Raw genomic sequence first — 22,256 nt, forward strand, 5'->3', positions numbered from 1 at the left:
CCCTGTAATCCGTGCCGTCCCCTATGAACGGTTGAAGCAGCGCCGGCGCGCGTGGGGATCCATGGCCGATCTATGCCTCAATATCAGCGATAGCTCGTCCCTGCTCCAAACCATGCTGGCCATCCTGCCCCACGATCCCTGTATTGGCTTCAGGATCGCCGGGTAATCCACGTCCGCCTTGACTCCTCCCCCCATCACCAACACGCTCGGCGTCACGGGCAGCCCCGCCCTCCTCAGGACCGCTAGAGAGAGCGCCTTGTTCCAGGAGAGCTCCATGGACTCCCCGCTGTTGATCGTTGGGATCCCGGTTATGTTAAGCATCCTTGCGATCAAGATCGCCTTCATGTGGCTCACGGGCCTCATGACGGCAAGCCCAAGCCGCTCCGGCGGTCCATCGAGGCCCAGCTCCACGTCGTCCAGGTTCACCGGCCGCACCGAGGCGCCGCGGCGGGAGAGCTCGCGGATCAGTAATTTCTCCTCCTGCCTGGCCGCGTCGTATATTATTGATATCGTTCCATCTAGATCGCTTCCGCCGGTCCCCGCGCGTTTAAATATAAATATTTTCGTCCAACATAGTCTCCGCAATCCCTCACGTAGCGCCCAGAGGAGCATGGCGCGATTATTGACGGTAACTTTAATTAACCGGTCGCTATTTATATGGGCCGGGGATATATTGATGGAACGACAATGAGAGGACTCCACGATTCGGATCTCCTCCTGGTAACGGATGGGCTGGGCCCCATCGAGCGTCTCCTAATAGATGAATTGAGGTCAAGGGGAGTCACCCCCTTCCCGCTTTCCTTGATCGACGCGGAGCTAGAGCCAAGCCGGGCCGCGGCAGCCGTGCTAGTCGGCGATGCGGTTAAGGCTTACGCAGTATCTGCGCTCTTTGAGAGGGCCGCCAACCCGCCTAGGGCGTATGAATTGACCATAAACAGGCTACTGCTCTACAGGGAGCTGGGGGATAAATCGCCCCGGCCGGTGGTGGCCTTCGCCCCCGAGCCTGTCTCCAACGCCATAAGGAGGAGGGGGTTGAGGTACATAGGGGCGCTCACGCCCTCATTGGGGTTGGACGGGGCGGTCACTGGTTGGGCTGGGGGTAAGTCCGTGGCGGAGCATAGGCTGTACATAGATAACCCCCTGGCCAAGGTCAACGTGTTGATCCCGGAGCCGGCAAGCATAGTGAAGGCCAGGGTAATCGGCGGCGAGTGCAGCGGCTGCGCCGGGCTGGAGGAGCAGGCAATATACGCGGCGGAGAGGGCTGGGTGCGTCTTCTGCGACGTGTTCCTGGGAGTCGACGGCGATGAGCCTCCCCTGGTGATTGGACTCAATGCATCGATTGAGGTGACAAGCGAGGCCGTTCATCCCTTGGCCGCCGCCTTGGCCAGGTGGTTGCATGGATAGGGCAAGGGCCTGCGTCGTCGGCGCGAGCGGCGTGACCGGCGGCGAGCTCCTCAGGCTGTTGGTGGGCCACGGCGGCGTCGATATTTCATGCATAACGTCCAGGGAGCACAGGGGGGAGTACGCGTTCAGGGTGCACCCCAACCTGAGGGGCAGGCTGAGCGTCGCGTTCGCGGAGCCCAGCTTGGATTCCGTGCTCAAGCGCGACCCAGACGTCGTGTTCCTCGCGCTGCCTCACGGCGAGAGCGTTAAATGGGTTCCGAGGCTCGTGGAGAGCGGCTTGACCGTGATAGACTTATCCGCAGATTTCCGCCTCAAGGACCCCAGCGCCTATGCTGAGTGGTATGGATGGAGCGGGGGCCACCCATACCCCGACCTGCTCGGTCGAGCCGTGTATGGATTGCCGGAGCTGCATAGGGGCGAGCTTAGGGGGGCCAAGTTGATAGCTGTTCCCGGCTGCATGGCGACCGCCTCAATACTGGCACTGGCGCCGCCCACAGGGGCCCGGCTGGTGGATGTGGGGAGGCTCGTGATAGACGTGAAGATATCCAGCTCAGGCGCGGGCTCTCAAGCCTCCCGCCTCGACATGCACCCCTTCAGGACCTACGTGGTGAGGCCCTACGAGGTGGTGCATCACAGGCACATAGCGGAGATAGAGCAGGAGCTGGGGCTGGTGAGCGGGGAGCGGGTTAGGGCTGCCTTCACGCCCCACGCCGTGGACCTGGTGCGGGGGATCCTGGCCACGGGCCACGCCTGGCTCTCCAGGGAGGTCTCGGAGCCCGACGTCTGGGCCGCCTATAGGTCCATGTATGGAGGTGAGCGCTTCATACGGCTGGTGAAGGATAGGGCGGGCTATCAGCGCTACCCCGACGTCAAGTACGTGATCGGCAGCAATCTGGCCGACATAGGCTTCGAGATAGATGATAGGATGGGGAGACTCGTAGTGTTCTCCGCCATAGATAACTTGATGAAGGGCGCCGCGGGGCAGGCGGTTCAGGACATGAACATAGCACTGGGATTCGATGAGGCGGAGGCGCTGGGCTCAGCGCCTCTATACCCAGTCTAGCCCCGCCTTCCCCTTCATGGTTATTCAATCCTGTCTTCGCCGGGCTTTCTCCGAAATATTTATTAACAATAGTCCATCGATCCAATTATGGATAATCTGGAACGACGTTGAAAACCGGCGAAAAACCATCAAAGATAATCCTCGCGTACTCGGGCGGCCTCGACACGACGATCGCCATTCACTGGCTGAAGAATAAGTTCAACGCCGACGTGATAACGGTTACCGTTGACGTGGGGCAGGAGGACGACTTCGGCGAGATCGCCTCCCGCGCGGAGAGCCTGGGCGTCCTGAAGCATTACACGATAGATGCCAAGAAGGAGTTCGCGGAGGAGCCGGTCGCGTCCGCCATAATGATGAACGCGCTATACGAGGATGAGTACCCGCTCGGCACTGCCTTGGCGCGCCCACTCATAGCGGAGAAGGCGGTAGAGGTGGCGAGGAGGGAGGGCGGCGACGCGGTCGCTCATGGAGCCACGTCGAAGGGAAACGACCAGATACGCTTTGAGGAGACCATCAAGGCGCTATCCCCCGACCTGCTCATAATAGCCCCGGCCAGGATTTGGGGAATGGATAGGAAAAGCGAGTTGGAGTACGCGGAGAGGCATGGGATACCGATCCCCAAGATTCACGGCAGGTTCAGCATAGACGATAACCTCTGGACTAGGAGCATAGAGGGGCCGGAGGTGGAGGACGCCTGGGCGGAGCCCCCCGAGGACGCGTTTAAGTGGACCGTGAACCCAGCCAAGGTGGGGGAGGACTTGAGGCTGGAGGTGGACTTCGAGGGCGGGGTGCCCGTCGCAGTGAATGGCGAGAGAATGGAATTGCCGCAGTTGATTTCATTGATGAATAAGTTGGTGGGCATGCATGGGTTCGGCAGGGTGGATCACGTGGAGAATAGGGCGGTGGGGTTCAAGTCCAGGGAGGTCTACGAGGCGCCCGCCGCGCTGGCGTTGATAAGGGCGCACAAGGACCTGGAGAAGCTCGTCTACACCCCCTCCGAGCTGCGCTTCAAGAGATTGGTGGATCGGGAATGGGCTGACCTGGTGTACAGGGGGCTGTGGCACGAGCCCCTCCGCGCCGAGCTGGATGGATTGGCAAGATCGATGAATAGGTGGGTAACGGGGTCCGTCAAGTTAGTGGTCCGCGGCGGATTAACCGTGGCCGGCCGCTCCAGCCCCTACTCGGGCTACGACGAGGAATTAGCAGGGTACGTGAGGGGTTGGTACCCAAGCGATGATGAGGCCAGGGGATTCATAGAAATGTCAACGCTCCACTCGCTGACCGCCCATAGATCCAGGTGGGGAGTCGATGTATCGTGAGGGGCTCCTCGGCTCCGGGAGCCGCGACGTTACGGTTTATACCTCGTCCCTGAAGGACGATGCGGAGATATTCAGGGAGACGATACTGGCCATGATGGTTCACTTAAATGAGCTGGAGAGGTTGGGCGCCGTGCCAGGGGAGTCGGCGGCCCGCATACGCGGCGTCCTGAGGAGGGCGGCGGCTGAGGGCATCGGCGGCGGGGATGGCTATGAGGACGTTCACGAGTACCTGGAGGCCCGCCTAATAGAAGAGCTGGGGCCGGAGGGGGGCTGGGTTGGGCTGGGCAGGTCCAGGAATGATCACGTGGCCACCGCGATACGGCTGAGGCTCAGGAGGTTAATGCTGCTCCTAGCTCGCGACGTGGCGGAGCTGCGGGACGCGTTGCTGAGGAGGGCGATCGATTTGGGGGAGGAATTGATGATCGGTTCAACCCACAAGCAGCCGGCCCAAGTCACCACGCTCGGCCACTACCTGCTTGGCCTGGACGAGTTGAGCGGCGACTTCCTCTCCACGCTGCTCTCCAATTACTGCCTCGTGAACAAGTCCCCCCTGGGCTCCGGCGCGTTGGCGGGCTCCATGGTGGGGGCGGACCGAGGCAGGGAGGCCGGTGAGCTGGGGTTCGTGGGGGTGGTCGAGAACACCGTCTACGCAACGGGGTCCAGGTACTTCGCCCTATCCACGGCGTCCAGCGTAGTGGCTTACTTAACGGAGGCGGGGCGGTTCCTCAACAATCTCCAGATGTGGTTGATGCCTCAGCTGTCCTATGTTGACGTGGATCCAAAGCACTTGGCGACCAGCAGCATAATGCCCCACAAGAGGAATCCAGCCACTGTGGAGGTGATGAGGGCCCGCATCGGCGAGGCCATTGGGCACTTAACCGCCATGTACTCCATACTTAGGCCATTGGAGGTCGGCTACGAGCTGGACCTGCAGGAGGCGACGAGGCACTTGTGGGAGGTGATGGGGATAGCCATGGAATCAACGCGGATGCTTGCGGACGTGGTTAGGGGCCTCAAGGTCAACTCCCCAGCGGTGTCGCGCGACCTATCCGCCTTCCCCGTCACCGCAGCGGAGACCGCGGAGAAGCTGTCCCTGGAGGAGTCAATCCCCTTCAGGCAGGCCCACAGGGCCGTGGCTGAGTCCATCAAGAAACGCGAATTCAGGGGTCTGGACCCCGCCGCGGTGGTGAGGGGGAAGCGCTCCATGGGCGCTCCTGCAACCATGATTGAAAGCGCGAGGAGGAGGTTGGAGCAGGTGGAGAAGTTCAAGCTCGCCGTGGATTCCATGCTTAAGGCAGTGAGCGACGTGGAGGACGAAGTGCTGGGCGGGAGCGGCTAGGGAGGGGACCAGCGATCCCAGTGAGTTATTGTCGAGAGCCACCCAGATAATTTGTGATAGTTCCAAGGTCGGCTCGCCATTAATCGCGGAGCCGGCGGCCAGCCGTGCCTTTACTTCACAATCAACTTGCTCAACGATGCCGCTGGGAATGGATCCCCATGGCCCGGGTAAATCGTGGAGATCCCAAGGCCAGCCAGCTTAGCCAGGCTCCTCCGGGCCTCGTTAATGTCGAGGCTGAACATCTTGGGAGGCAACGCTGCCCCGCCCCCGCGCTCCACCACGGCATCCCCGCTGAACAGCGCGTCTTCCTTGAGGTACGCCGTGCTTCCAGGAGTGTGGCCGGGCATGTGTATCGCCCTGTAACCCATTATTTCCTCGCCGTCCATTACCTCCCGATCCACATCGACGCCAGGCGCCTTCGCTAACGCCATGAATGCCGCCACTAGCGGGTTTGGGGCCCGCGGCCTCGCCTTGCCCCTTATCACGTCCGCGTCCAGAGCGGGGGCTATCACCTCGGCGCCCGTCTCTCTCTTCAAGTCCCGGGCGTATCGCACGTGGTCCACGTGGTAATGCGTTATGATGATGGCCTTAATGTTTATCCCAGCCTCCCGGGCCTTGGCTAGAACCGCCGCTGGCTTGGCCCCGGCGTCTATGAGGGTTCCATCGTCTACCAAGTAGCTATTTGACATTCCCCTAATTAAGTGTATCCTCACGCCTATCCCCGCCTTCATTGGGGATTTAACGTTAATGCAGTGACGCCCCGCGCGGGATTCGGTCGTGGGTAGAGATATTTATATAGTAAATAATTGATCGGCGGTCCCCGTGGCTAAGCTTAGGCTATATATAATGCTCCAGAACATAGCGAACGGCCTTGCGCAGCCGTTCATATCTTTCCTGGCCGCCGTGGGCGGTGCCGGAGGGCCATTGCTGGGACTCGTGTCGTCGGCCAACTCCTTCTTCTGGGGAGTGGTTCAACTCCCCCTCAGCTACTCCAAGGCAAGGCCGGGCAGGTTACTGCTGCTGGGCAACCTACTCCTCGCCCTGCTCTGGGTCCTCCTAGGTCTGTTCGGCCCCATTGATTCAATCATCTATACCGCCATATACGTCGGCATAGCCTCCCTCAACGGCTTGATATCGTTCGCGTGGTTGCTGGTTATGGAGGAGCTGAGCAAGGGATCCAGGGGGAGGGTGTTGGCGGAGTACTCCTTCTTCGGGTCCGTGGGCGGCTTGATAGCGACGCTCCTGGCCGGCCTGTGGATAGGGAGGAGCCTCGCGGCCGCCTCGTACGTGTTCTACGTTACCGCGGCGATCCTGGCCCTGAACTCCATCAACGTGATCGGCATAACCATCAGCGAGAGGCAGCGATTGCCGGGCCCCTCCGCCCCGCCTCGGTTTTACCTGGTAACCACGCTGTTCGCGGTCACTTGGTCCTTCTCCTGGCCCCTCTTTCCGCTGGCGCAGGTGTACGTCTTCGACATGACCACCACCAACGTCGCCATAATCTCCGTCATAGCTGGGGTCTCCACGCTGGCCCTGCAGAGGAGGGTTGGTAGAATGGTGGATGGGCATAGGAGGACTATGATGTTCCTGGGAAGGCTGGGCCTGATAACGTTCCCCCTGGCGTACGCGCTGTCCCCCAACGTGTACTGGATATACGTGGCCAACGTGGTGTCCGGCTTCACTAACTCCGTCTCCAACACGGCGTACATGGCGTACCTATTCGATAATGCCAAGGATAGAAATAAAGCGATAGGGCTGTACAACGCCGTGTACGGCGCCGCCACCCTCCTGGGCTCCATAATGGGCGGGTGGGCCAGCTCGCTGGTGATTCCCTACCTGGGCATTAGGAGGGGCTTGGACCTCCTCTTCACGGCGGACGCCGCGGCGAGGGCATCCATGGCGGTCCTATACTTGACGCTCGACGATGCATCCCTGAGGCCGGCGGCCGTGGCGGTGGCCAAGAGATGATCCGAGGAGCGCCGGGCTTGGTCACCGTCGACTTCGGCGGGGAGTTGACATCGCTCTCCACCACCGTTAGGGGTGGGGGAATGAGCGCGGCCAGGGGCGCCATCTTCAAGACAGTCCCACGCGACTTCGACGGGGATCCAGACGAGGAGGCCGCCTCCGCCCTATCGATGGCCGGCGTGAGCGGGCAGTGGCTCGTGTTCCTCACGGCGGTTGACGTGGGCCTCGCCTCCATCGTGGATTGGGGGCGTGGATTCGCCGTATCCACGGCGGGTCTGGAGCCCCCAGCGTGCCTGCACACGATAAACGTGCTGGCGGTCAGCAGGGAGCCGTTGAACCAGGAGGGATTGGTGGATCTATTCAAGACGGCGGTGGAGGCGAAGTCATTGGCGGCCATCAAGCTGGGCTTGATGTGCGGCGACGACGTGGCTGTGGGCACGGTGTCGGACGCGGTGGCGGTAGCCGCCCCTCTCGCCGGCGAGGGCGCTAGGTTCGCGGGGCCCGGCACGTCCATTGGGGGAGCGGCCGCGCGAGGCGTCGTGGAGGCCGTGTTGACTGCAGCGTTCAAGTGGTTGTCGGCGTCCGGCGGCTCGTCCGGCTTCCTTGACGACGAATCGACGCGGAGGTACTTGGAGTTGATTAGGCACGGCTTGGCTGAGACCAGGTCCAGGTACTCGTCCTACTCATCGCCTTCCTGACGGCCCTCGCCGGCCCTGTCAGCCACTATTAGTGAGGCGAACCCGCCGATCAATAGCGCGAATCCCGCCGCGCCGGCGTATAGGGCCTTGGGCCAGAGGCCCAGCTTCACGGTGACCGTGTACTCGCTCCCGACGTACATGCACGCGCCGGGGCCGAGTATGGCCACTCCGCCGCTGGGCGGGAGGACGCCGCCGGGGGCTTGGGGGGTTATGGGTATGTAGTTCCCGTACCTGGCCAGCTGGGTCCCGTTCACTCCCTCCACCACCACTTGAATTGAGATGGGCAGCCTGGCGGTGATTGATGCGGCGGCGGACTCGTTGAAGGGATTGGGCTCCAATTCCTTCAGCGCCTCCACGCAGGTCCGCGCGTTTATGTAGTTATAGGAGCTGCTGGTCAGCTCATGGGCTTCGTAGAGCATGGTGGCGGCAGCCGCCAACGCGGCAATGCCGATGGCAATCAACAGCCTCTGTTTCACTCCGGAAACTCGCTTTCCCCCGTTTTAAGCCCTAGCCCCTCCCCTTTTTGCGTTGGGTTTTTGTAATTATTGCATGGCGATACAGTTAAATTGATAGCTGGAAGACGGCCCTAATCGTGAACAAGGAATCCGGCACGAAAATAGATAAGGCCAAGGTATCCAAGGCAATGCGTTCCATCCTGGAGGCGATTGGGGAGGATCCGGACAGGGAGGGGCTGCGCGACACGCCTAGGCGGGTGGCCGACATGTATGAGGAACTGCTGGAGGGTTATGAGAGCGAGGTGGATTACACTTGGTTCACGGAGTCCACGGACCTCGTCGTGATAGCCGGCATTAAGTTCTACAGCCTCTGCGAGCACCACGTGCTTCCATTCATGGGGCTGGCCCACGTCGCCTACGTGCCGCGCGGCAAGGTGATTGGGCTGAGCAAAATACCCAGGATAGTGCAGAAGTACGCGCGTCGCCTTCAAATTCAGGAGCGCATGACGCATCAAATAGCCCAGGAAATAATGGAGACCACGGGCTCCCCCGACGTCATGGTGGTCACGGAGGCGTACCACCTATGCGTCATAATGAGGGGCGCCAAGAACACGGCAGCCATGGTATCCATGGGTCTCAGGGGGGCCTTCAAGACCGATAAGGAGTTGAGGGGGGAGGTTTACGAAATGATAAGGCCCTACAGGTTACCCAAGTGGGTGCTCTGAGGGGAGCCTGACGGACGGCGGCTCCCTATCGGTGGCTATCCGCTTAGCGGAGGCGAAGGCTTCCCTCACGTTCTTTGGGAGGCTGAACATGTGGACGTGCGTCTCCCCGTCGTAGTACTTGAGGCTCCCCTTCACGTTGGCGGCTATCTTGGAGTCCACGTCGCTTGGGGGGATGGCCTTTGGATCCGCCGAGTCGCTGGCGAATATGAATCCCCAAGGCGCGTCGTAGGACGTCACGTACGCGCTGTAGGGCCTGGTGACTTTAAATACCGTGCTTATGGTTTTATGTATTGATGCCATGACGTCTAGCGCATCCGATGTATTGGCGGCCTGCGTCACCATCACTCCGCCCGGCCTCATGGCGTTCTTGACGGCCCTGTAGAACTCCACCGTGTAGAGGAGGCTGGCGGGCCCCCCCTCCATTGGATCCGTGGCGTCTATTATTATGGCGTCGAACTCCCCCCACGCCGCCTCCACGTACTTGCGCCCATCCCCCACCACCAGCTTGAACCGGGGATCGCTGAACGCGTCGGCCCCCATCTCAGGCAGGTACTTCTTGGAGGCGTTGACCACTGCCTCGTCCAGGTCCACCATGATGACCTCCCGGACCGATTTGTGCTTGAGCGCCTCCCTGGCCGTTGCGCCCTCGCCTCCCCCTATTATCAGGACCCTCTCCGGCTTTCCGTGGGCTATTAGGGCGGGGTGGACGAGGGATTCGTGGTATATGAATTCATCGTAGAGGGCGCTCTGAACCTTCCCGTCCAGCACCAATCCCCTCCCCAGGTCCTCGAACTCAACCACGTCTATTCTCTGGTACTTGGACTCCTCGCTGTAGTATATCTTTCTCACCCCCCTCACGTGCCAGCTGGTCGGCGATATGAACTCTATGAAGTAGCTCCCGAGCTTGCTCATCTTGCTGAAGCTCATGTGAACTCCGCGTCGATATCCCTTTATAAGCATGGCTGCCGCGTCTGGCTTTCAATTCTTCTTCAAGGTAAGTTTTTTAAATGGGGCTGTAAGGCGGTTTGCAGTGATCTGATTGTCCACTAAGGTGCCGGTGAGGAAGAAGATATTGGAGGACAATAAAAGGAAATGGATGATAAAGGAGTACTTGGAGTACAGGCTGGCCAAGTCAGGCTACGTGGATGCCACCATCCAGAGGCTCCCCATAGGGTCCAGAATAATGATAAGCGCGGAGCACAAGAACAGAATAATAGGCAGGAAGGGAGCCATAGTTAAGGAGTTGAGCGAGCAATTGAAGAACAAGTTCGACCTGGATAACGTTATGATAGACGTGGTCCAAGTCGAGGATCCTCAACACAACGCAAAGCTGGTTGGATTGAAGATAGCTAACGCCATGGCGAAGGGAGTCAAGTTCAGGCGAGCCGCCCTAGCCGCGCTGCGGCAACTCGGCGACGCGAAGGGCGTGGAGATAGTGATAAGCGGGAAGCTCAGCAGCGAGAGGTCCAGGTTCGAGAAGTACGTGAGGGGAGTCGTGTATAAGTCAGGCAACGACGCGTCCACTAAGGTACAGCGCTCAGTCACTTGGGTATTGCTCAACCAAGGATTGTTCGGCGTAAAGGTAATGATAATGCCTCCAGGCGTCACTCCCAGCGACAAGATAGAGATAGCGGAGCCGGAGAAAGTCGAGACGAAGCCCGAGATAACAGTCCAAGGCGAGGCGGGAGGCGAGGCGAATGAGCAGTAAGCAGAGGCTTAACTCCAAGTACATAAGGTCGCTGTCAAAGGAGGACAGGGAGAGGTTATTGGGGGACTTATTGACGGAGGTACGGAAGCTGAGGGCCCAGGCAGGCAAGGGAGTGGTCGAGAACCCGGGCCGGCTTAGAACTGTGAGGAAGGCAATAGCTAGGATACTAACCATTAAGCGGGAGGAGGAGCTCAAGACGAGCCGCTCAGCCTAGCCAGCGAGCCCAAGGCCCTCCTCCTATACTTCTCCTCTAATTTGGCGTTTTCAACAATGCTCCTCAACGTGGCTATCACCTCATCCGCGGTCCTCCTATCTATGGGGTACGGAACTCCATCCTTCCCGCCTATTGCGTAGGCGTACTTGAATGGATCGTATGGATGAGTCACGGGATCGTTGGGGGACGGCGGCTTCCCGTAGATCAAGTCAGCCACCAGGAACAGTGCCCTGGAGACTGCCGGTCCCATGCCCATCAACAACGCCTCCTCCAAGCTCTCCGGCCTCCTAGCCGCTAACGCCTCCAGAGAGCGAAGCCCGCGATTCCTCACCGGTTGGTAGTATACCAAGTCCCTCGAAACGGCCCCAAACGACCTTCCGTATAGCCACGCATCGATGCCCCCGCCCAGCATTGACCTAGCCACCCTATACTCTCTCACCAGCTTCCTGGGGTCCTCGTTGAGCAAATCAATGAGGAGCTTCCTGGTCCCCTCCTGCCCCGCCTCTATCACGTTCGCCGCCCTCCCCCTCACCCCAGCCACGGCTGAGTGAGGCTCGTTGACGAAGCTCCCCGGCTCCACCCAGTGGTACCGTCTGGCGAACCCCGTGGCCACATTCATTCCCTGCTGTATGATGGCCCACCTCCCCCTTCTCGTAACCAGCATGGAGTGGATGTATATTTGATGCCCATCCAGTAGAAGCGTTGAATCCACCTTGGCGGCCAGCCTGCTGGCTCTCTCCAGCGCGTCCGCGTCCACGTCGAACTCCCCGCCCAGCCCCCTAAGCTCTGTCGGCACGGCCGTCGCCCACTCCCCCTTACCGCCGAGCACCGCCAACCCGTCCCCCGGCTCCAGCACTTGCTTCAGTATGTGTATCACCACTGTTGTGGAGCCGCTGGAGTCCCAATCCATTCCAATGATGTTACTGAATCCCTGGAACCAGAAGGGATTGCCAAGCCTCTCCAATAACTCCTCCTCTCCCCACTCAATCAACATGGCATCTATCACTGCACGGGCCATTCGCTTCATTATTGGGATAAGCCAAGGAGGTACCTTCCCCCAATGAAGCGGTAGATCCGCCGCGCCCAACCCCACTGGGACAGTGCGCGCTGGGGGTTTATATTAATGGAAATTACAAAAGCCCCACACGTAAAGGCGGTAGTTTCACTGCGCTCTCTCCTCGGCCGCAGCGTTTATCTCGCTCACTTATTCATGAACGCCGCTGGATCCCCTCCATGTTCGTCACTCTTAGGTTTTGGTGCGTGCTGGAGCAGTGGAGGTCCGGGCTGCGGGTGTGCACCTGCCCTACTAGGACATTGCTCGCTTCATAATTGAATGGGGATTAGGCCCAGGCCAGAACCATTTGAGAAATCGAGCGTGGGGCCGTAAATGGCCGTCGGCCGAGCGGCTCACGGGTAAGAAACGCATTAATAGCGGCTGTGCGCTGCGGCTGCATGGATTTGGAGGAGAGGCTATTCCTGGTGAAGCGCTTCCCCACGGAGGAGGTGCTAACCGAGGATGAATTGAGGGAGTACTTGGAGACTGGGCAGGAATTGAAGCACTACATAGGCTTCGAGATATCGGGCTTCGTCCACATAGGCACTGGCGTGATAAGCATGAGCAAGCTCGTCGACATGCAGCGTGCCGGGATCAAAACATCGATACTGCTGGCCGACGTTCACTCGTGGCTCAACGATAAGCTGGGGGGAGACTTAGGCGCCATAAGGAGGGCCGCCACGGGCTACTTCGGGAGGACGTTGGCCAAGGCCATAGAGGTGCTTGGAGGGGACCCCTCTCGAGTGGAGTTCGTGCTTGCATCAGATATGTTCGAGAAAAACGAGAATTACTGGTACCAAGTCCTGGACCTGGCCAGGCAAGTCACCATGGCGGACGCCAAGCACAGCCTCACCATAATGGGGAGGAAGTACGGCGAGTCAGCCAAGCTGGCGTGGTTCATCTACCCATTAATGCAGGTGGTGGACGTCTACTCCCTGGGAACCCACATAGCGCAGGGCGGCGTGGATCAGAGGAAGGCATACGTGCTGGCAAGGGAGGTATGGGACAGGGTCAGGTTGATGCCACTGCGGCTGGGCGAGAGGAGCGTGAAGCCAATAATAGTGCTACACCACCTAATACCGGCGCTCAACCTGAAGGGAACCGAGTCCAGGGAGGAGCTGTCCGAGGCCAAGATGAGCAAGTCAAAGCCGGACACCGCCCTCTTCCTGCATGATCAGCCGGACGAGGTGAGGCGCAAGGTTCTCAACGCCTACTGCCCGCCTAAGGTGTTGGAGGGCAACCCAGTCCTGGACCTGGCCAGGGTGTTCTCGTTCAGGGAGCCCAGGAAGACCCCCTTCACAGTGGAGAAGCCGGCTCAGTTCGGCGGGGGGAGGCTGGAGTTCTGGACCTTCGAGGAGCTGGCCAAGGCCTACGGCGACGGCGCTGTTCACCCGCTCGACTTGAAGAAGACGGTGGCGGAGGAGGTCGTCAACGCCATGGCGCCGTTCCACGAGTGGTTCACCAAGGGCGATGGAGCGGTCCTCCTCGAGGAGATGAGGAGGTTAATGGGGAGCGCCCGGCCCGGTTGATCGATGGCGAGCGCTATATGTAGGTAAGCTCGGACTTGGTTAGGTCTATGGTCGCCTTGTCCAGGATCGACACCAGCCAGGAGTACACGACTAACTTCCTGGTCTCCAGGTTGGGGTCCTCCACGCACTTGACCGGCGCGCTCACGTTTATCGACTCCGCGTAGGCCAGATCCTCCACGATGGCTTGGACCTGCGGCATGGATATGTTGCCGGGCGCGTCCCACAGGTCGAGGGGTCTCTCCAGCGGGGTTCGGCGGCACTTGAACATGGGTCTCCCCACGCCTATGGAGGATCCATAGATGTTCCCATCGCTTGCCAGGAACCCCACTATCAGCTCCGTGCCGTGGGGCATCTTGGTCAGGGATGCGTTGGTGAGGGTCAGCGGCTTGCCGTCGCTGATTAACCTGTACTGCTGCCCCAGGTCTATCACCGTTGCCCAGGGCAGGTTCTCAAGCGGGACCTCGTAGGAGTTCCCCTTCTTAACTGCCTTGAACATCCTGACCAAGTCGAGCTGGGCGGCCGAGTACATCTTTACCAGCATCTGTAGATTGCCTATGGCATATGTCCTCCTATACATGTGAAATCCTTAAATAGAGGACTCCGGGGCGATTTATAAGTGAAACTAGTAAAGGCAACCTCTCCAGACGAGCTGCGCAGCATGGGGATAACCCCGAGGATCGGCGTGATAGGCGGCTCGGGGCTGTATGATCCTGGCATACTGGGCGACGCTGTTGAGGTGCAGATGCACACGCCCTACGGGTTCCCCAGCGATAACCTGATAGTGGGGAGGCTGGCGGGGTCCTGGGTCGCGTTCCTGCCTCGCCACGGCAGGGGGCATAAATACCCTCCCCACAAGATACCCTACAAGGCCAATGCGTGGGCCTTGAGGGCTGTGGGCGTGTCCTCCGTCATAGCGGTGAGCGCGGTTGGCAGTTTGAGGCAGGATTACGCGCCGGGGGACTTCGTGGTTCCAGATCAATTCGTGGACATGACTAAGGCCAGGGAGTACACGTTCTTCGACGGCCCCCGTGTTTGCCACCCGCAGATAGGCGTGGAGCCTTTCAACGAGGAAATCAGGCGACTCTTGGTGGAGGCCGCCGCCAAGTATAACAAGGTCCACGATGGGGGGTGCTACGTCTGCATAGAGGGACCCCGCTTCAGCACAAAGGCGGAGTCCAGGATATGGAGGGATGTGTACGCGTGCGACATAATAGGGATGACCCTGGTGCCGGAGATAAATTTGATCAGGGAGATGGGCATGTGCTATGGCCTACTCGCCTTGGTGACGGACTACGACATATGGGTCCCCCACCAACCCGTCACGGCCGATGCTGTGGAGAGGATGAGCGCGGAGAAGCTGGACCTGGCCAAGAAGGTGTTGGTGGACGTGATACCGAGGATACCGGACTCCCTGGGTGAGAAGTGCTCCAGGGAAATGGCAAATGCTTGCATATAGAATCGCCCCGGCCCGCTTCCCATCCTTAAGGGCGAGGCTTGCTTTTATTAATGGCCCTTGCCAAGCAGGTTCTTGAACATCTCGACTATCATTTTGTGATCTATGTTTATGTAGTCGGCCAGCATCAAATAAAGATTGAATGGAAGGGATCCCGCCAGCATAGTCCTGGCCAGGAAGAACTTGGCGGCGTCGGCCCCGCATGCCTGGGCAGCGTGCATTCCCTGCAAAGCGGCGAACACGGCGTATATGCCGGGGTCCACGTTGTATTGCGTGAAGATGGTGAGGACAGCGTCGGCGTATGCCTCCACGCTGGGAGCCTCCGTGAGTCTCCTGCTGGCTGCCTGAATCTCCGCGAACTTGGACGCCAGTGCTTGAAGCTTCCCGCTCAGCTCTGGGAATATGCGGCCCACATCGTTTATTGCGCTCATAGTTATGGATTGATGGTTCTTATCGATGCAGTCGCTGGGCTTCACTTGGAGCGCGATGGAGATCAGCTCCGCCGCCTCCTTAGCGTTCTCAATGTGAGACATGCTTTTGTTGACATTAATCGATTTTTAAGCATTAGGTTGTTTTTCGTTGTTTATATTTAATTTATATTCATGGAATTAATATTAAATATATGGAGATAAAAAGCCAACCTATCTTGAGCCTTATACGGGCTAGGGCCTCCCAATCGCCTTGCAATTAAAAGCCAACTTAGTTCCTCTGTGGCCTCTCTGTGTTTTGGAGTATGTATTTATTTGAGTTTATATATAGTGTTCGAGTTTTACATAGGAAGCGTTTAAGGAAGGACTGGATTCACCACTATCATGAGTTCAAATCAGTCGAGGAATCCCTTCAGCGACTTGAACGGCATGGGGCTATCCCTAGCCCACATTAAGGTGTTCTTCACCGCCGGCATGGGCTTCTTCACGGATGCATATGATCTCTTCATAATAGGGGCAGTGCTGGACGTGTTCAGCAAGACAAGCATTCCTGGATTTGACGTGGCGACGAAGGTGCTGGGCATGCCGTTGTCCGGCTTCCTGGGCGCGTCCGCCATATTCACGGCGATAATAGGCCAGCTCCTCTTCGGGGCATTGGCGGATAGATTTGGAAGGAAGAGCGTGTACGGAATAGAGGCCACCCTAATGGTGATCGGCGCGCTCCTATCCGCCGTGTCGCCCAACCTTTACTGGTTAATAGCCTCCCGCCTAGTGCTGGGGCTGGGCATAGGCGGCGATTACCCCGTGTCCTCCGTGATAATGAGCGAGTACGCTAACGCGAGGGACAGGGGAAAGCTGGTGGCCCTCGTCTTCTCCACGCAGGGAGTGGGTTCCCTTACCGCCATACTGGTTGGCGCGTTATCAGCGCTGTTCCTCCCGCCGGGGCTGGCTTGGAGAGTGATGCTGGGCGTAGGCGCCATCCCTGCCTTGTCGGTAATATACCTGAGGCGCAAGGTACCGGAGACACCGCGGTACGCTTTGCTAGTGAAGCGTGACAAGACGGAGGCGGAGAGGGCGGCTGGCCTTCTAGGCGCCAGGATCAGCGGCGCCGCGGCGTCCAGGAGCATGCCCGTGATGGAGTTCCTGAGGAGGTACTGGCTCACCCTATTGGCCACGGCGGGCGCTTGGTTCTTGATGGATATAGCGTTCTACGGCTCCGGCGTGTACTCCGGCCCCATAGTTTCATCGTTTATCCCAATAAGCTCCTCGCTTCCTGCATCGGTTCAAATAGAGAGGCTCATATTGGAGGCTGGCCTTCCATTCATAGTCGGGCTGCCGGGCTACTACCTGTCCGTGGCGCTGATGGACCGGTTGGGCCGCAAATCAATTCAATTAACGGGATTCGCCGGAATGGCCATACTATACTTAATAGTGGCCTCCATAATGGAGGTGAGCGGGACCAAGATAGTGGGCTTCCTGATACCGGCCTCGTACGCCCTATCCCTCTACGTGTTGACCTTCTTCTTCATAGACTTCGGACCCAACACCACCACCTTCGTGGTGCCCGCCGAGGTGTACCCAACGCGGTACAGGACCACGGGGCACGGGATATCGGCTGCCGCGGGGAAGGCGGGCGCGGCCATATCGACGCTCCTCTTCCCCTCGCTGGAGCTGGCTATAGGGATACGCGGCATATTGATGGTATACGCCGTGGCTGCCGTGTTGGGCCTTGGATTAACGCTGCTGTTGAGGGAGCCCAAGCAGAAGGACTTGGAGACCGTATCTGAGGAGGACATAGTTCCACTTGCTTGAAAATTGCATGGAAATAAAATTATTTTTAATTATCTTTTAAAGATAATTAAAGAATATGCTCAACCAGTTATTGCCTTTAGGTACGGGGTCAAGTACTTGCTGGAAGCCACTAATTGATAGTTGTATAGGCCTATTGTGTTGTTGTTTAGTATGAATGGTCCCGTGGTCATGTTGTATTGCGGAACTATTCCATAGCAGAGATACAGCCACATCTCGAATACAGGCATGAAGCCTTGCTCCATTGGTTGCTGATCTACGGTGCCTATTAACGTTCCATTTCTAATGGCATTCAAGGTGACGTTGTCTATGTCGAAGGCCATTATGAACACCTTGCCGTTTAGATGCATGTTATCTACTGCGGCGACGGCGGGATCAGTTCCAGCGGGTCCCAGAGTCACTATTAATTGAGTGTTCGGGTGGGCCTCTAGATATGAGGTTATTATGGAATACGAGTCGGCGTAATTGAGGGATATGGGAACTACATTTATTGTGGCTCCCGGATCAATGCTTTTCGTGACGTTCTCTATTCCATCAATTCTGAGGGTCAATCCCAGGAGTCCCGGCTCATGGTTGAATATAACTATTTGGGTCGGCATGGTGCCGAATCTCTGCTCATACCATTTTATCATGTATTGGCCAGCGCCAACGCCGGCCTCATAATCATATTGGCCCACGTATGCCAGGGTATCATTATAGGGAAAGCCGGGCAAGCTGCCTGGCGGCGGTATTACATTAACAACTATCACTGGTATTCCCATGCTGTGCGCCTCCTCTATTATTGGCTCCACGGCGGTGCCCGACGGCACCGATATAATCAGTCCATTAGGATGGGCTGCTAGGGCGGACTGCATTAAATTAACCAGGCTTGATATGGAGAACGTGCTGGGGGCTTCGTATATTACAGACATATTCAGCAAGTCCCCCATATAGACTGAGCTCTCCACTATTGGCACCCAAAATGGATCCGTTGGCGCCCCATGTGTTACGAAATACACCGTTAGCTTCTGATTGGGGTGCGCTGGACAAATGACGGGTAAGGCAGCCAATTTAGCTGTAGGCGATGTAGTGGTGGTTGATGATGGGGCCGACACTTTATATGCATATGCGGCCGCCAGCACTACTACGATGATTACCAGCACTATAATAATTATCGTCTGGCTTGATATACCTAGTCTTGCTGATTTTTTGCTCATAAACGGGTATAAATTATATATGTTTTTAAGTTTTTTGTAATATAATATTGACCTATATTATATTAATAAATGTTAATATAAATATTAAGAAATATTAATATAGTTGCCCATCAAGTTGGTATCAGCTTGGCTCCTATTGCTTTTTGGTTTATCACGGCAACAACGATCAATATTATGCCGACGAACGTGATGTACCAATACGATGGTACCTTCGCTAGTACCAAACCGACATAGATTAGGCCTATTATCAAGGATGCCAGAAAGGTACCTTGCATCTTACCTATGCCCCCAGTCAATGGGGTCCCCCCTATGACGGCCACCGCTAGAGTCAAGAGCGGGAGCGTCTGTCCCTCATCTACCGACATTGATGTGAAATACGTTAAGGAGAGGATTCCCATGAATCCGGCGGCCAGCGCGGAGAGCATGAAAAGTATCATCTTGACCATCTTCACGTTGACTCCAACTGCATATGCTGATCTAACGGAACCCCCGGTTGCGAATATATGGTTTCCGAACCTGGTATGCTCGAGGAGCATATACGAGATGGCCGTTATTGCTATGAACCATATGGTCCACGCATTTATTCCATGGAAAATATTTCCACTCAATATGGTCCAAAATGGAACGCTTTTAAGCACTATTGATATTGGAAAACCCCCAGTTACTATCAGGAGCAACCCCTCCAATGCATAGGATGTTCCCAATGTGGTTATGAAGGATGGTACATTCAGATAGACAGTTATCAATCCGTTTGCCAATCCCACAACCGTGGATACGGCCAGCGATATTATGAGCGATAGGTACGGATTATAGCCGGAATTGATCAATATTCCAAATGACATTCCGCCTAGAACGAAGACGGAACCCACGGATAGATCGAACTCCCCACCTATTAATAATAAAGTAATGAAAATGGATACTATGCCGTACTCCGATGCTGTTATCATTATGCTAGCCCAAGATGATAATGTCATGAGCAATGGGTTAATTGCATAAAAAATTGCTATTAACAGCGCAAATATTATGGCCGTTATCACCTCCCTATGGAGCTTTAGAAAGGCACTTGTCTTCTTTCGTATATCGGTTCGTTCGACCATGGTTGGTAATTAATTACTTTCTCTTATTAAATATTTCTTTATATTAATTGCTATTTATATAGGCTAATTATTGACGAAAAGATATAAAAATAAGCATAAAACAGCTGACATATGTTGGAGGTACGGAATCTTTGGAAGAGTTATGGTCATGTAATAGCATTAAGAGACGTTTCGTTCGATATAAAGGACGGCGATCTAATAGGCCTGGTGGGAGACAACGGTGCCGGAAAATCCACATTAGCCAAGATATTGGCCGGATACCTTAAACCTGATAGGGGTACCATACTGTTGAATGGGAAGGCAGTTACATTTAATTCGCCAAAGGAGGCCCGATTGGCTGGCATAGAGACTGTTTATCAAGACCTAGCCCTCATACCTCAACTGCCTGTGTATAGGAATGTATTTTTAGGTCGTGAGGCCACCAAGGCTGGCCTTCTCGATAAAAACAGCATGAGAAAGCTTACCAGCAAATTGCTGAAAGAATTTGGAATAGATATAAACGTAGATAAATACGCGGAGGAGTTGTCGGGCGGCCAGAGGCAAATGGTAGCAATAGTAAGGGCATTGATGTTCAATGCCAAACTGCTGATACTGGATGAACCCACTGCCGCTCTTTCTGTCTACGAATCGAAGAGCGTTTTGGACTTCGTGAAGACGCTGGTGGAGAAAAGAACCAGGGAAATGGCTGCAATAGTGATAAGCCATAATATCCACCACGTCCACTCAATAGCTAACCACATAATAGTAATGGATCATGGCACCATTGCATTGGATACCGAAGGAGGAAAGATGTCGCCTCAAGAATTGGAGGATTACATCGTGGAAACCGTTAGATCCCGTCTTAACGCTAAGTGAATTGTAAAATCTTCAATGAATTCATTCCTACTTGTCGGAAAAATTTAAAATCATAATTGATACTTTATCAAAGCATGCCCGATCAAGATGAGTATGACGGTTCAGAACTAATAGCTCAATTCCTAAAGAAAGCCGGAATAAAGTACGTATTTGGAATCCCGGGCCATGGCAATGTAAATATAGTGGATGCAATACTAGACGTACAGCCGGATGTCACCCTGATTCCAGTAAAGCACGAGCAGTGGGGTGGTCACATGGCTGATGGCTATTTCAGGGCTAATAGAAGAACGCCGGCCGTCGTCACTACGTCCGTCGGACCTGGGGCCACGAATCTGGCAACTGCCATGTCGACGGCATTCGTTGACTCCTCCACCTTCATAGCAATAACTGGACAGATACAAACATACCTTTTCGGTATGGGTATTTTCCAAGAAATAGAGAGGAAGCACTGGGTTGATTATTCAAATGGAATGGATCACTTTGCAAAGAGGACTTGGCTTGTCACGAATATACGGCAGTTGCCCAGGGTATTGGTCAATGCATACAAGGAGGCCCTATACGGAAGACCAGGCCCCGTCCTAATAGATTTGCCGATGGATATACAAGTAAGCAAGATAAAGACCGAGGTGCCTGATCCCCTTAAGTACGCGCCGATGGGTCGCATATATCCTGATCCAGATGCAATAAAAAGAGCGGCCGAGGTGCTCATCAATGCGGAACGCCCCATAATTCTGATCGGAGGTGGCGTTACCATGTCTGGCGCGGCGGAGCAGGTAGTTAAGGTAGCGGAGTTTCTGGGCGCTCCCGTCATGACCACGTTCAGGGGAGATGCCAAGGGAGGATTTCCTGAGGATCATGATCTTTATGCCTACTCTCCCGGCAACATAGGTAGTTCCGTCGCGAATGAGCTATCCAAATCCGCCGATGTGATTCTGGCAGTGGGGGTCACGTTCAGTGATGAGACGACTAGCTCGTATGTGCCGGATATAACCTTCAATATACCTCCAACCAAGCTCATACAAATAGACATTGACTACCATGAGATAGGCAAGAATTACCCAGTAGAGGTGGGGATAGTGGCAGATGCGGGTTCAGCGATGTCGGCCCTATATAATGCCCTGACCTCTATTGCTGCTGGAAGCAAGAAGGAGAACACTGCGTGGTATAGGAGGTTCAAGGAGTTGAAGCAGAAATGGTTGGAGGAGATGGAGGAAATGAGGAAGGGATCCCCCATGGGCATACCCAATATAGTTAAGATAGCCAGGGATGTTCTTCCCAGAGGCGCCATAATAACGCTGAGCGCTGGATTGCCCCAGGAGATATTCTCCCAACAGTGGCTGGCCTACCAGCCATTGACTTTTATAAGTTCGGGCGGTTTCTCCACAATGGGCTTCGCATTGCCCGCTGCGATAGGCGCTAAATTGGCGAGGCCCAACGATGTGGTGATGGCGGTGGAAGGCGATGGGTCTTTCCTGATGAATAACGTCGAATTATCCACCGCAGTTCAATTCAATATACCGATAATAGTCCTGGTGCTGAATAATTATGGATGGGTATCCATAAGGGACCTCCAGATCAGGAGCTTCATGGAGCGTATCTATAGGACTGAGTTCAGGAAGTCCGATAATTCGCTATATGAATTTTCAATAGAGAAGATAACCCGTGCATATGGCGCCGAGTACATCAGGGCGGAATCCCCCGATGCATTGCGGAATGCATTGGCAAAGTCCATTAGTATGAATGTGCCCACGGTGATCGAGGCAATAGTTGAAAGGAAGTTCCCATACAGCGGCTCTAAGGCATATGGCTATTGGGACATACCATCGCGTCGTATATTGTATAAAGATTGAAATATATCCAATGGTGCCGTGAGAATCACTATTAAATACTATTAATATAATCTATTAATACATAGAAATAGTGCGCCTATGGGTTAATATTTTTA

The 22,256-nt window shown here is 55.9% G+C and carries 23 protein-coding genes; 14 read left to right on the forward strand and 9 right to left on the reverse strand.

Annotated elements, in window-relative coordinates; all coding sequences use genetic code 11:
- Positions 1-21: 21 nt before the first annotated feature.
- Positions 22-612 (reverse strand): hypothetical protein, encoded by a 591-nt coding sequence (locus ACZ5ZS_RS02950; RefSeq protein WP_464858497.1) that lies wholly within the window; start codon positions 610-612, stop codon positions 22-24.
- 75 nt (positions 613-687) lie between these two features.
- On the opposite strand from ACZ5ZS_RS02950, the gene ACZ5ZS_RS02955 reads away from it, so the two are divergent.
- From ACZ5ZS_RS02955 to ACZ5ZS_RS02970, 4 genes are all read left to right on the forward strand, one after another.
- Positions 688-1,404: a hypothetical protein gene (locus ACZ5ZS_RS02955; protein WP_188596391.1), complete on the forward strand. Its 717-nt coding sequence runs from the start codon at positions 688-690 to the stop codon at positions 1,402-1,404.
- Positions 1,397-2,467: an N-acetyl-gamma-glutamyl-phosphate reductase gene (gene argC, locus ACZ5ZS_RS02960; RefSeq protein ID WP_188596392.1), complete on the forward strand. Its 1,071-nt coding sequence runs from the start codon at positions 1,397-1,399 to the stop codon at positions 2,465-2,467. Before ACZ5ZS_RS02955 ends, argC begins: the two co-directional genes overlap by 8 nt.
- Positions 2,468-2,574: 107 nt before the next feature.
- The gene (locus tag ACZ5ZS_RS02965) at positions 2,575-3,786 is read left to right on the forward strand and encodes an argininosuccinate synthase (protein WP_188596393.1); all 1,212 of its coding nucleotides are present in this window, start codon (positions 2,575-2,577) and stop codon (positions 3,784-3,786) included.
- Complete coding sequence (locus tag ACZ5ZS_RS02970) at positions 3,776-5,125, forward strand: lyase family protein (protein ID WP_188596394.1); 1,350 nt, start codon at positions 3,776-3,778, stop codon at positions 5,123-5,125. Before ACZ5ZS_RS02965 ends, ACZ5ZS_RS02970 begins: the two co-directional genes overlap by 11 nt.
- Before the next feature lie 110 nt (positions 5,126-5,235).
- Here ACZ5ZS_RS02970 and ACZ5ZS_RS02975 read toward each other — a convergent pair whose 3' ends face one another.
- On the reverse strand, positions 5,236-5,838 hold the full coding sequence (locus ACZ5ZS_RS02975) for an MBL fold metallo-hydrolase (RefSeq protein WP_188596395.1): 603 nt from the start codon (positions 5,836-5,838) through the stop codon (positions 5,236-5,238).
- A gap of 109 nt (positions 5,839-5,947) precedes the next feature.
- Between ACZ5ZS_RS02975 and ACZ5ZS_RS02980 the strand changes: the two genes are divergently transcribed.
- The gene (locus ACZ5ZS_RS02980) at positions 5,948-7,093 is read left to right on the forward strand and encodes an MFS transporter (protein WP_188596396.1); all 1,146 of its coding nucleotides are present in this window, start codon (positions 5,948-5,950) and stop codon (positions 7,091-7,093) included.
- On the forward strand, positions 7,090-7,788 hold the full coding sequence (locus ACZ5ZS_RS02985; RefSeq protein ID WP_188596397.1) for an adenosylcobinamide amidohydrolase: 699 nt from the start codon (positions 7,090-7,092) through the stop codon (positions 7,786-7,788). The genes ACZ5ZS_RS02980 and ACZ5ZS_RS02985 overlap by 4 nt, the downstream gene beginning before the upstream one ends.
- Here the strand turns inward: ACZ5ZS_RS02985 and ACZ5ZS_RS02990 are convergent.
- Positions 7,770-8,264 (reverse strand): hypothetical protein, encoded by a 495-nt coding sequence (locus ACZ5ZS_RS02990; protein WP_188596398.1) that lies wholly within the window; start codon positions 8,262-8,264, stop codon positions 7,770-7,772. The genes ACZ5ZS_RS02985 and ACZ5ZS_RS02990 overlap by 19 nt on opposite strands.
- A 167-nt stretch (positions 8,265-8,431) precedes the next feature.
- Between ACZ5ZS_RS02990 and folE the strand changes: the two genes are divergently transcribed.
- Positions 8,432-8,968 (forward strand): GTP cyclohydrolase I FolE, encoded by a 537-nt coding sequence (folE, locus tag ACZ5ZS_RS02995; protein WP_464858598.1) that lies wholly within the window; start codon positions 8,432-8,434, stop codon positions 8,966-8,968.
- Here the strand turns inward: folE and speE are convergent.
- Positions 8,948-9,895: a polyamine aminopropyltransferase gene (speE, locus tag ACZ5ZS_RS03000; protein ID WP_229657689.1), complete on the reverse strand. Its 948-nt coding sequence runs from the start codon at positions 9,893-9,895 to the stop codon at positions 8,948-8,950. The two genes, folE and speE, sit on opposite strands and share 21 nt — an antisense overlap.
- 112 nt (positions 9,896-10,007) lie before the next feature.
- Between speE and ACZ5ZS_RS03005 the strand changes: the two genes are divergently transcribed.
- Positions 10,008-10,676 (forward strand): 30S ribosomal protein S3, encoded by a 669-nt coding sequence (locus ACZ5ZS_RS03005; protein WP_188596400.1) that lies wholly within the window; start codon positions 10,008-10,010, stop codon positions 10,674-10,676.
- Entirely contained in the window at positions 10,666-10,890 is a 225-nt protein-coding gene (gene rpmC, locus ACZ5ZS_RS03010; RefSeq protein ID WP_188596401.1) for a 50S ribosomal protein L29, read from the forward strand. The genes ACZ5ZS_RS03005 and rpmC overlap by 11 nt, the downstream gene beginning before the upstream one ends.
- On the opposite strand, the gene ACZ5ZS_RS03015 is transcribed toward rpmC, so the two are convergent.
- Entirely contained in the window at positions 10,868-11,983 is a 1,116-nt protein-coding gene (locus ACZ5ZS_RS03015) for a DUF763 domain-containing protein (protein WP_188596402.1), read from the reverse strand. The genes rpmC and ACZ5ZS_RS03015 overlap by 23 nt on opposite strands.
- A 359-nt stretch (positions 11,984-12,342) precedes the next feature.
- Here ACZ5ZS_RS03015 and ACZ5ZS_RS03020 point away from each other — a divergent pair, with 359 nt between their 5' ends.
- On the forward strand, positions 12,343-13,473 hold the full coding sequence (locus ACZ5ZS_RS03020) for a tyrosine--tRNA ligase (protein WP_188596403.1): 1,131 nt from the start codon (positions 12,343-12,345) through the stop codon (positions 13,471-13,473).
- 13 nt (positions 13,474-13,486) lie between these two features.
- Here ACZ5ZS_RS03020 and ACZ5ZS_RS03025 read toward each other — a convergent pair whose 3' ends face one another.
- Complete coding sequence (locus ACZ5ZS_RS03025; RefSeq protein WP_188596404.1) at positions 13,487-14,050, reverse strand: hypothetical protein; 564 nt, start codon at positions 14,048-14,050, stop codon at positions 13,487-13,489.
- A gap of 81 nt (positions 14,051-14,131) precedes the next feature.
- On the opposite strand from ACZ5ZS_RS03025, the gene ACZ5ZS_RS03030 reads away from it, so the two are divergent.
- Positions 14,132-14,929, forward strand: a complete 798-nt coding sequence (locus ACZ5ZS_RS03030) for an S-methyl-5'-thioadenosine phosphorylase (protein ID WP_188596490.1) — start codon at positions 14,132-14,134, stop codon at positions 14,927-14,929.
- Positions 14,930-14,976: 47 nt separating this feature from the next.
- Here the strand turns inward: ACZ5ZS_RS03030 and ACZ5ZS_RS03035 are convergent, their stop codons facing one another.
- A complete protein-coding gene (locus tag ACZ5ZS_RS03035; RefSeq protein ID WP_188596405.1) occupies positions 14,977-15,459 on the reverse strand; it encodes a hypothetical protein in 483 nt (160 codons plus the stop codon).
- 279 nt (positions 15,460-15,738) lie between these two features.
- On the opposite strand from ACZ5ZS_RS03035, the gene ACZ5ZS_RS03040 reads away from it, so the two are divergent.
- Positions 15,739-17,166: an MFS transporter gene (locus ACZ5ZS_RS03040; protein WP_229657690.1), complete on the forward strand. Its 1,428-nt coding sequence runs from the start codon at positions 15,739-15,741 to the stop codon at positions 17,164-17,166.
- A gap of 59 nt (positions 17,167-17,225) precedes the next feature.
- On the opposite strand, the gene ACZ5ZS_RS03045 is transcribed toward ACZ5ZS_RS03040, so the two are convergent.
- Both ACZ5ZS_RS03045 and ACZ5ZS_RS03050 read right to left on the reverse strand, forming a co-directional pair.
- Positions 17,226-18,359 (reverse strand): sugar ABC transporter substrate-binding protein, encoded by a 1,134-nt coding sequence (locus ACZ5ZS_RS03045; protein WP_188596406.1) that lies wholly within the window; start codon positions 18,357-18,359, stop codon positions 17,226-17,228.
- 110 nt (positions 18,360-18,469) lie between these two features.
- Entirely contained in the window at positions 18,470-19,456 is a 987-nt protein-coding gene (locus ACZ5ZS_RS03050) for an ABC transporter permease (protein ID WP_188596407.1), read from the reverse strand.
- Positions 19,457-19,567: 111 nt separating this feature from the next.
- On the opposite strand from ACZ5ZS_RS03050, the gene ACZ5ZS_RS03055 reads away from it, so the two are divergent.
- Together ACZ5ZS_RS03055 and ACZ5ZS_RS03060 are read left to right on the forward strand one after the other, a co-directional pair.
- Entirely contained in the window at positions 19,568-20,311 is a 744-nt protein-coding gene (locus ACZ5ZS_RS03055) for an ATP-binding cassette domain-containing protein (protein WP_188596408.1), read from the forward strand.
- Between the two features lie 74 nt (positions 20,312-20,385).
- A complete protein-coding gene (locus tag ACZ5ZS_RS03060) occupies positions 20,386-22,161 on the forward strand; it encodes a thiamine pyrophosphate-binding protein (protein WP_188596409.1) in 1,776 nt (591 codons plus the stop codon).
- Positions 22,162-22,256: the final 95 nt, after the last annotated feature.

This window comes from Thermocladium modestius, assembly GCF_055398215.1.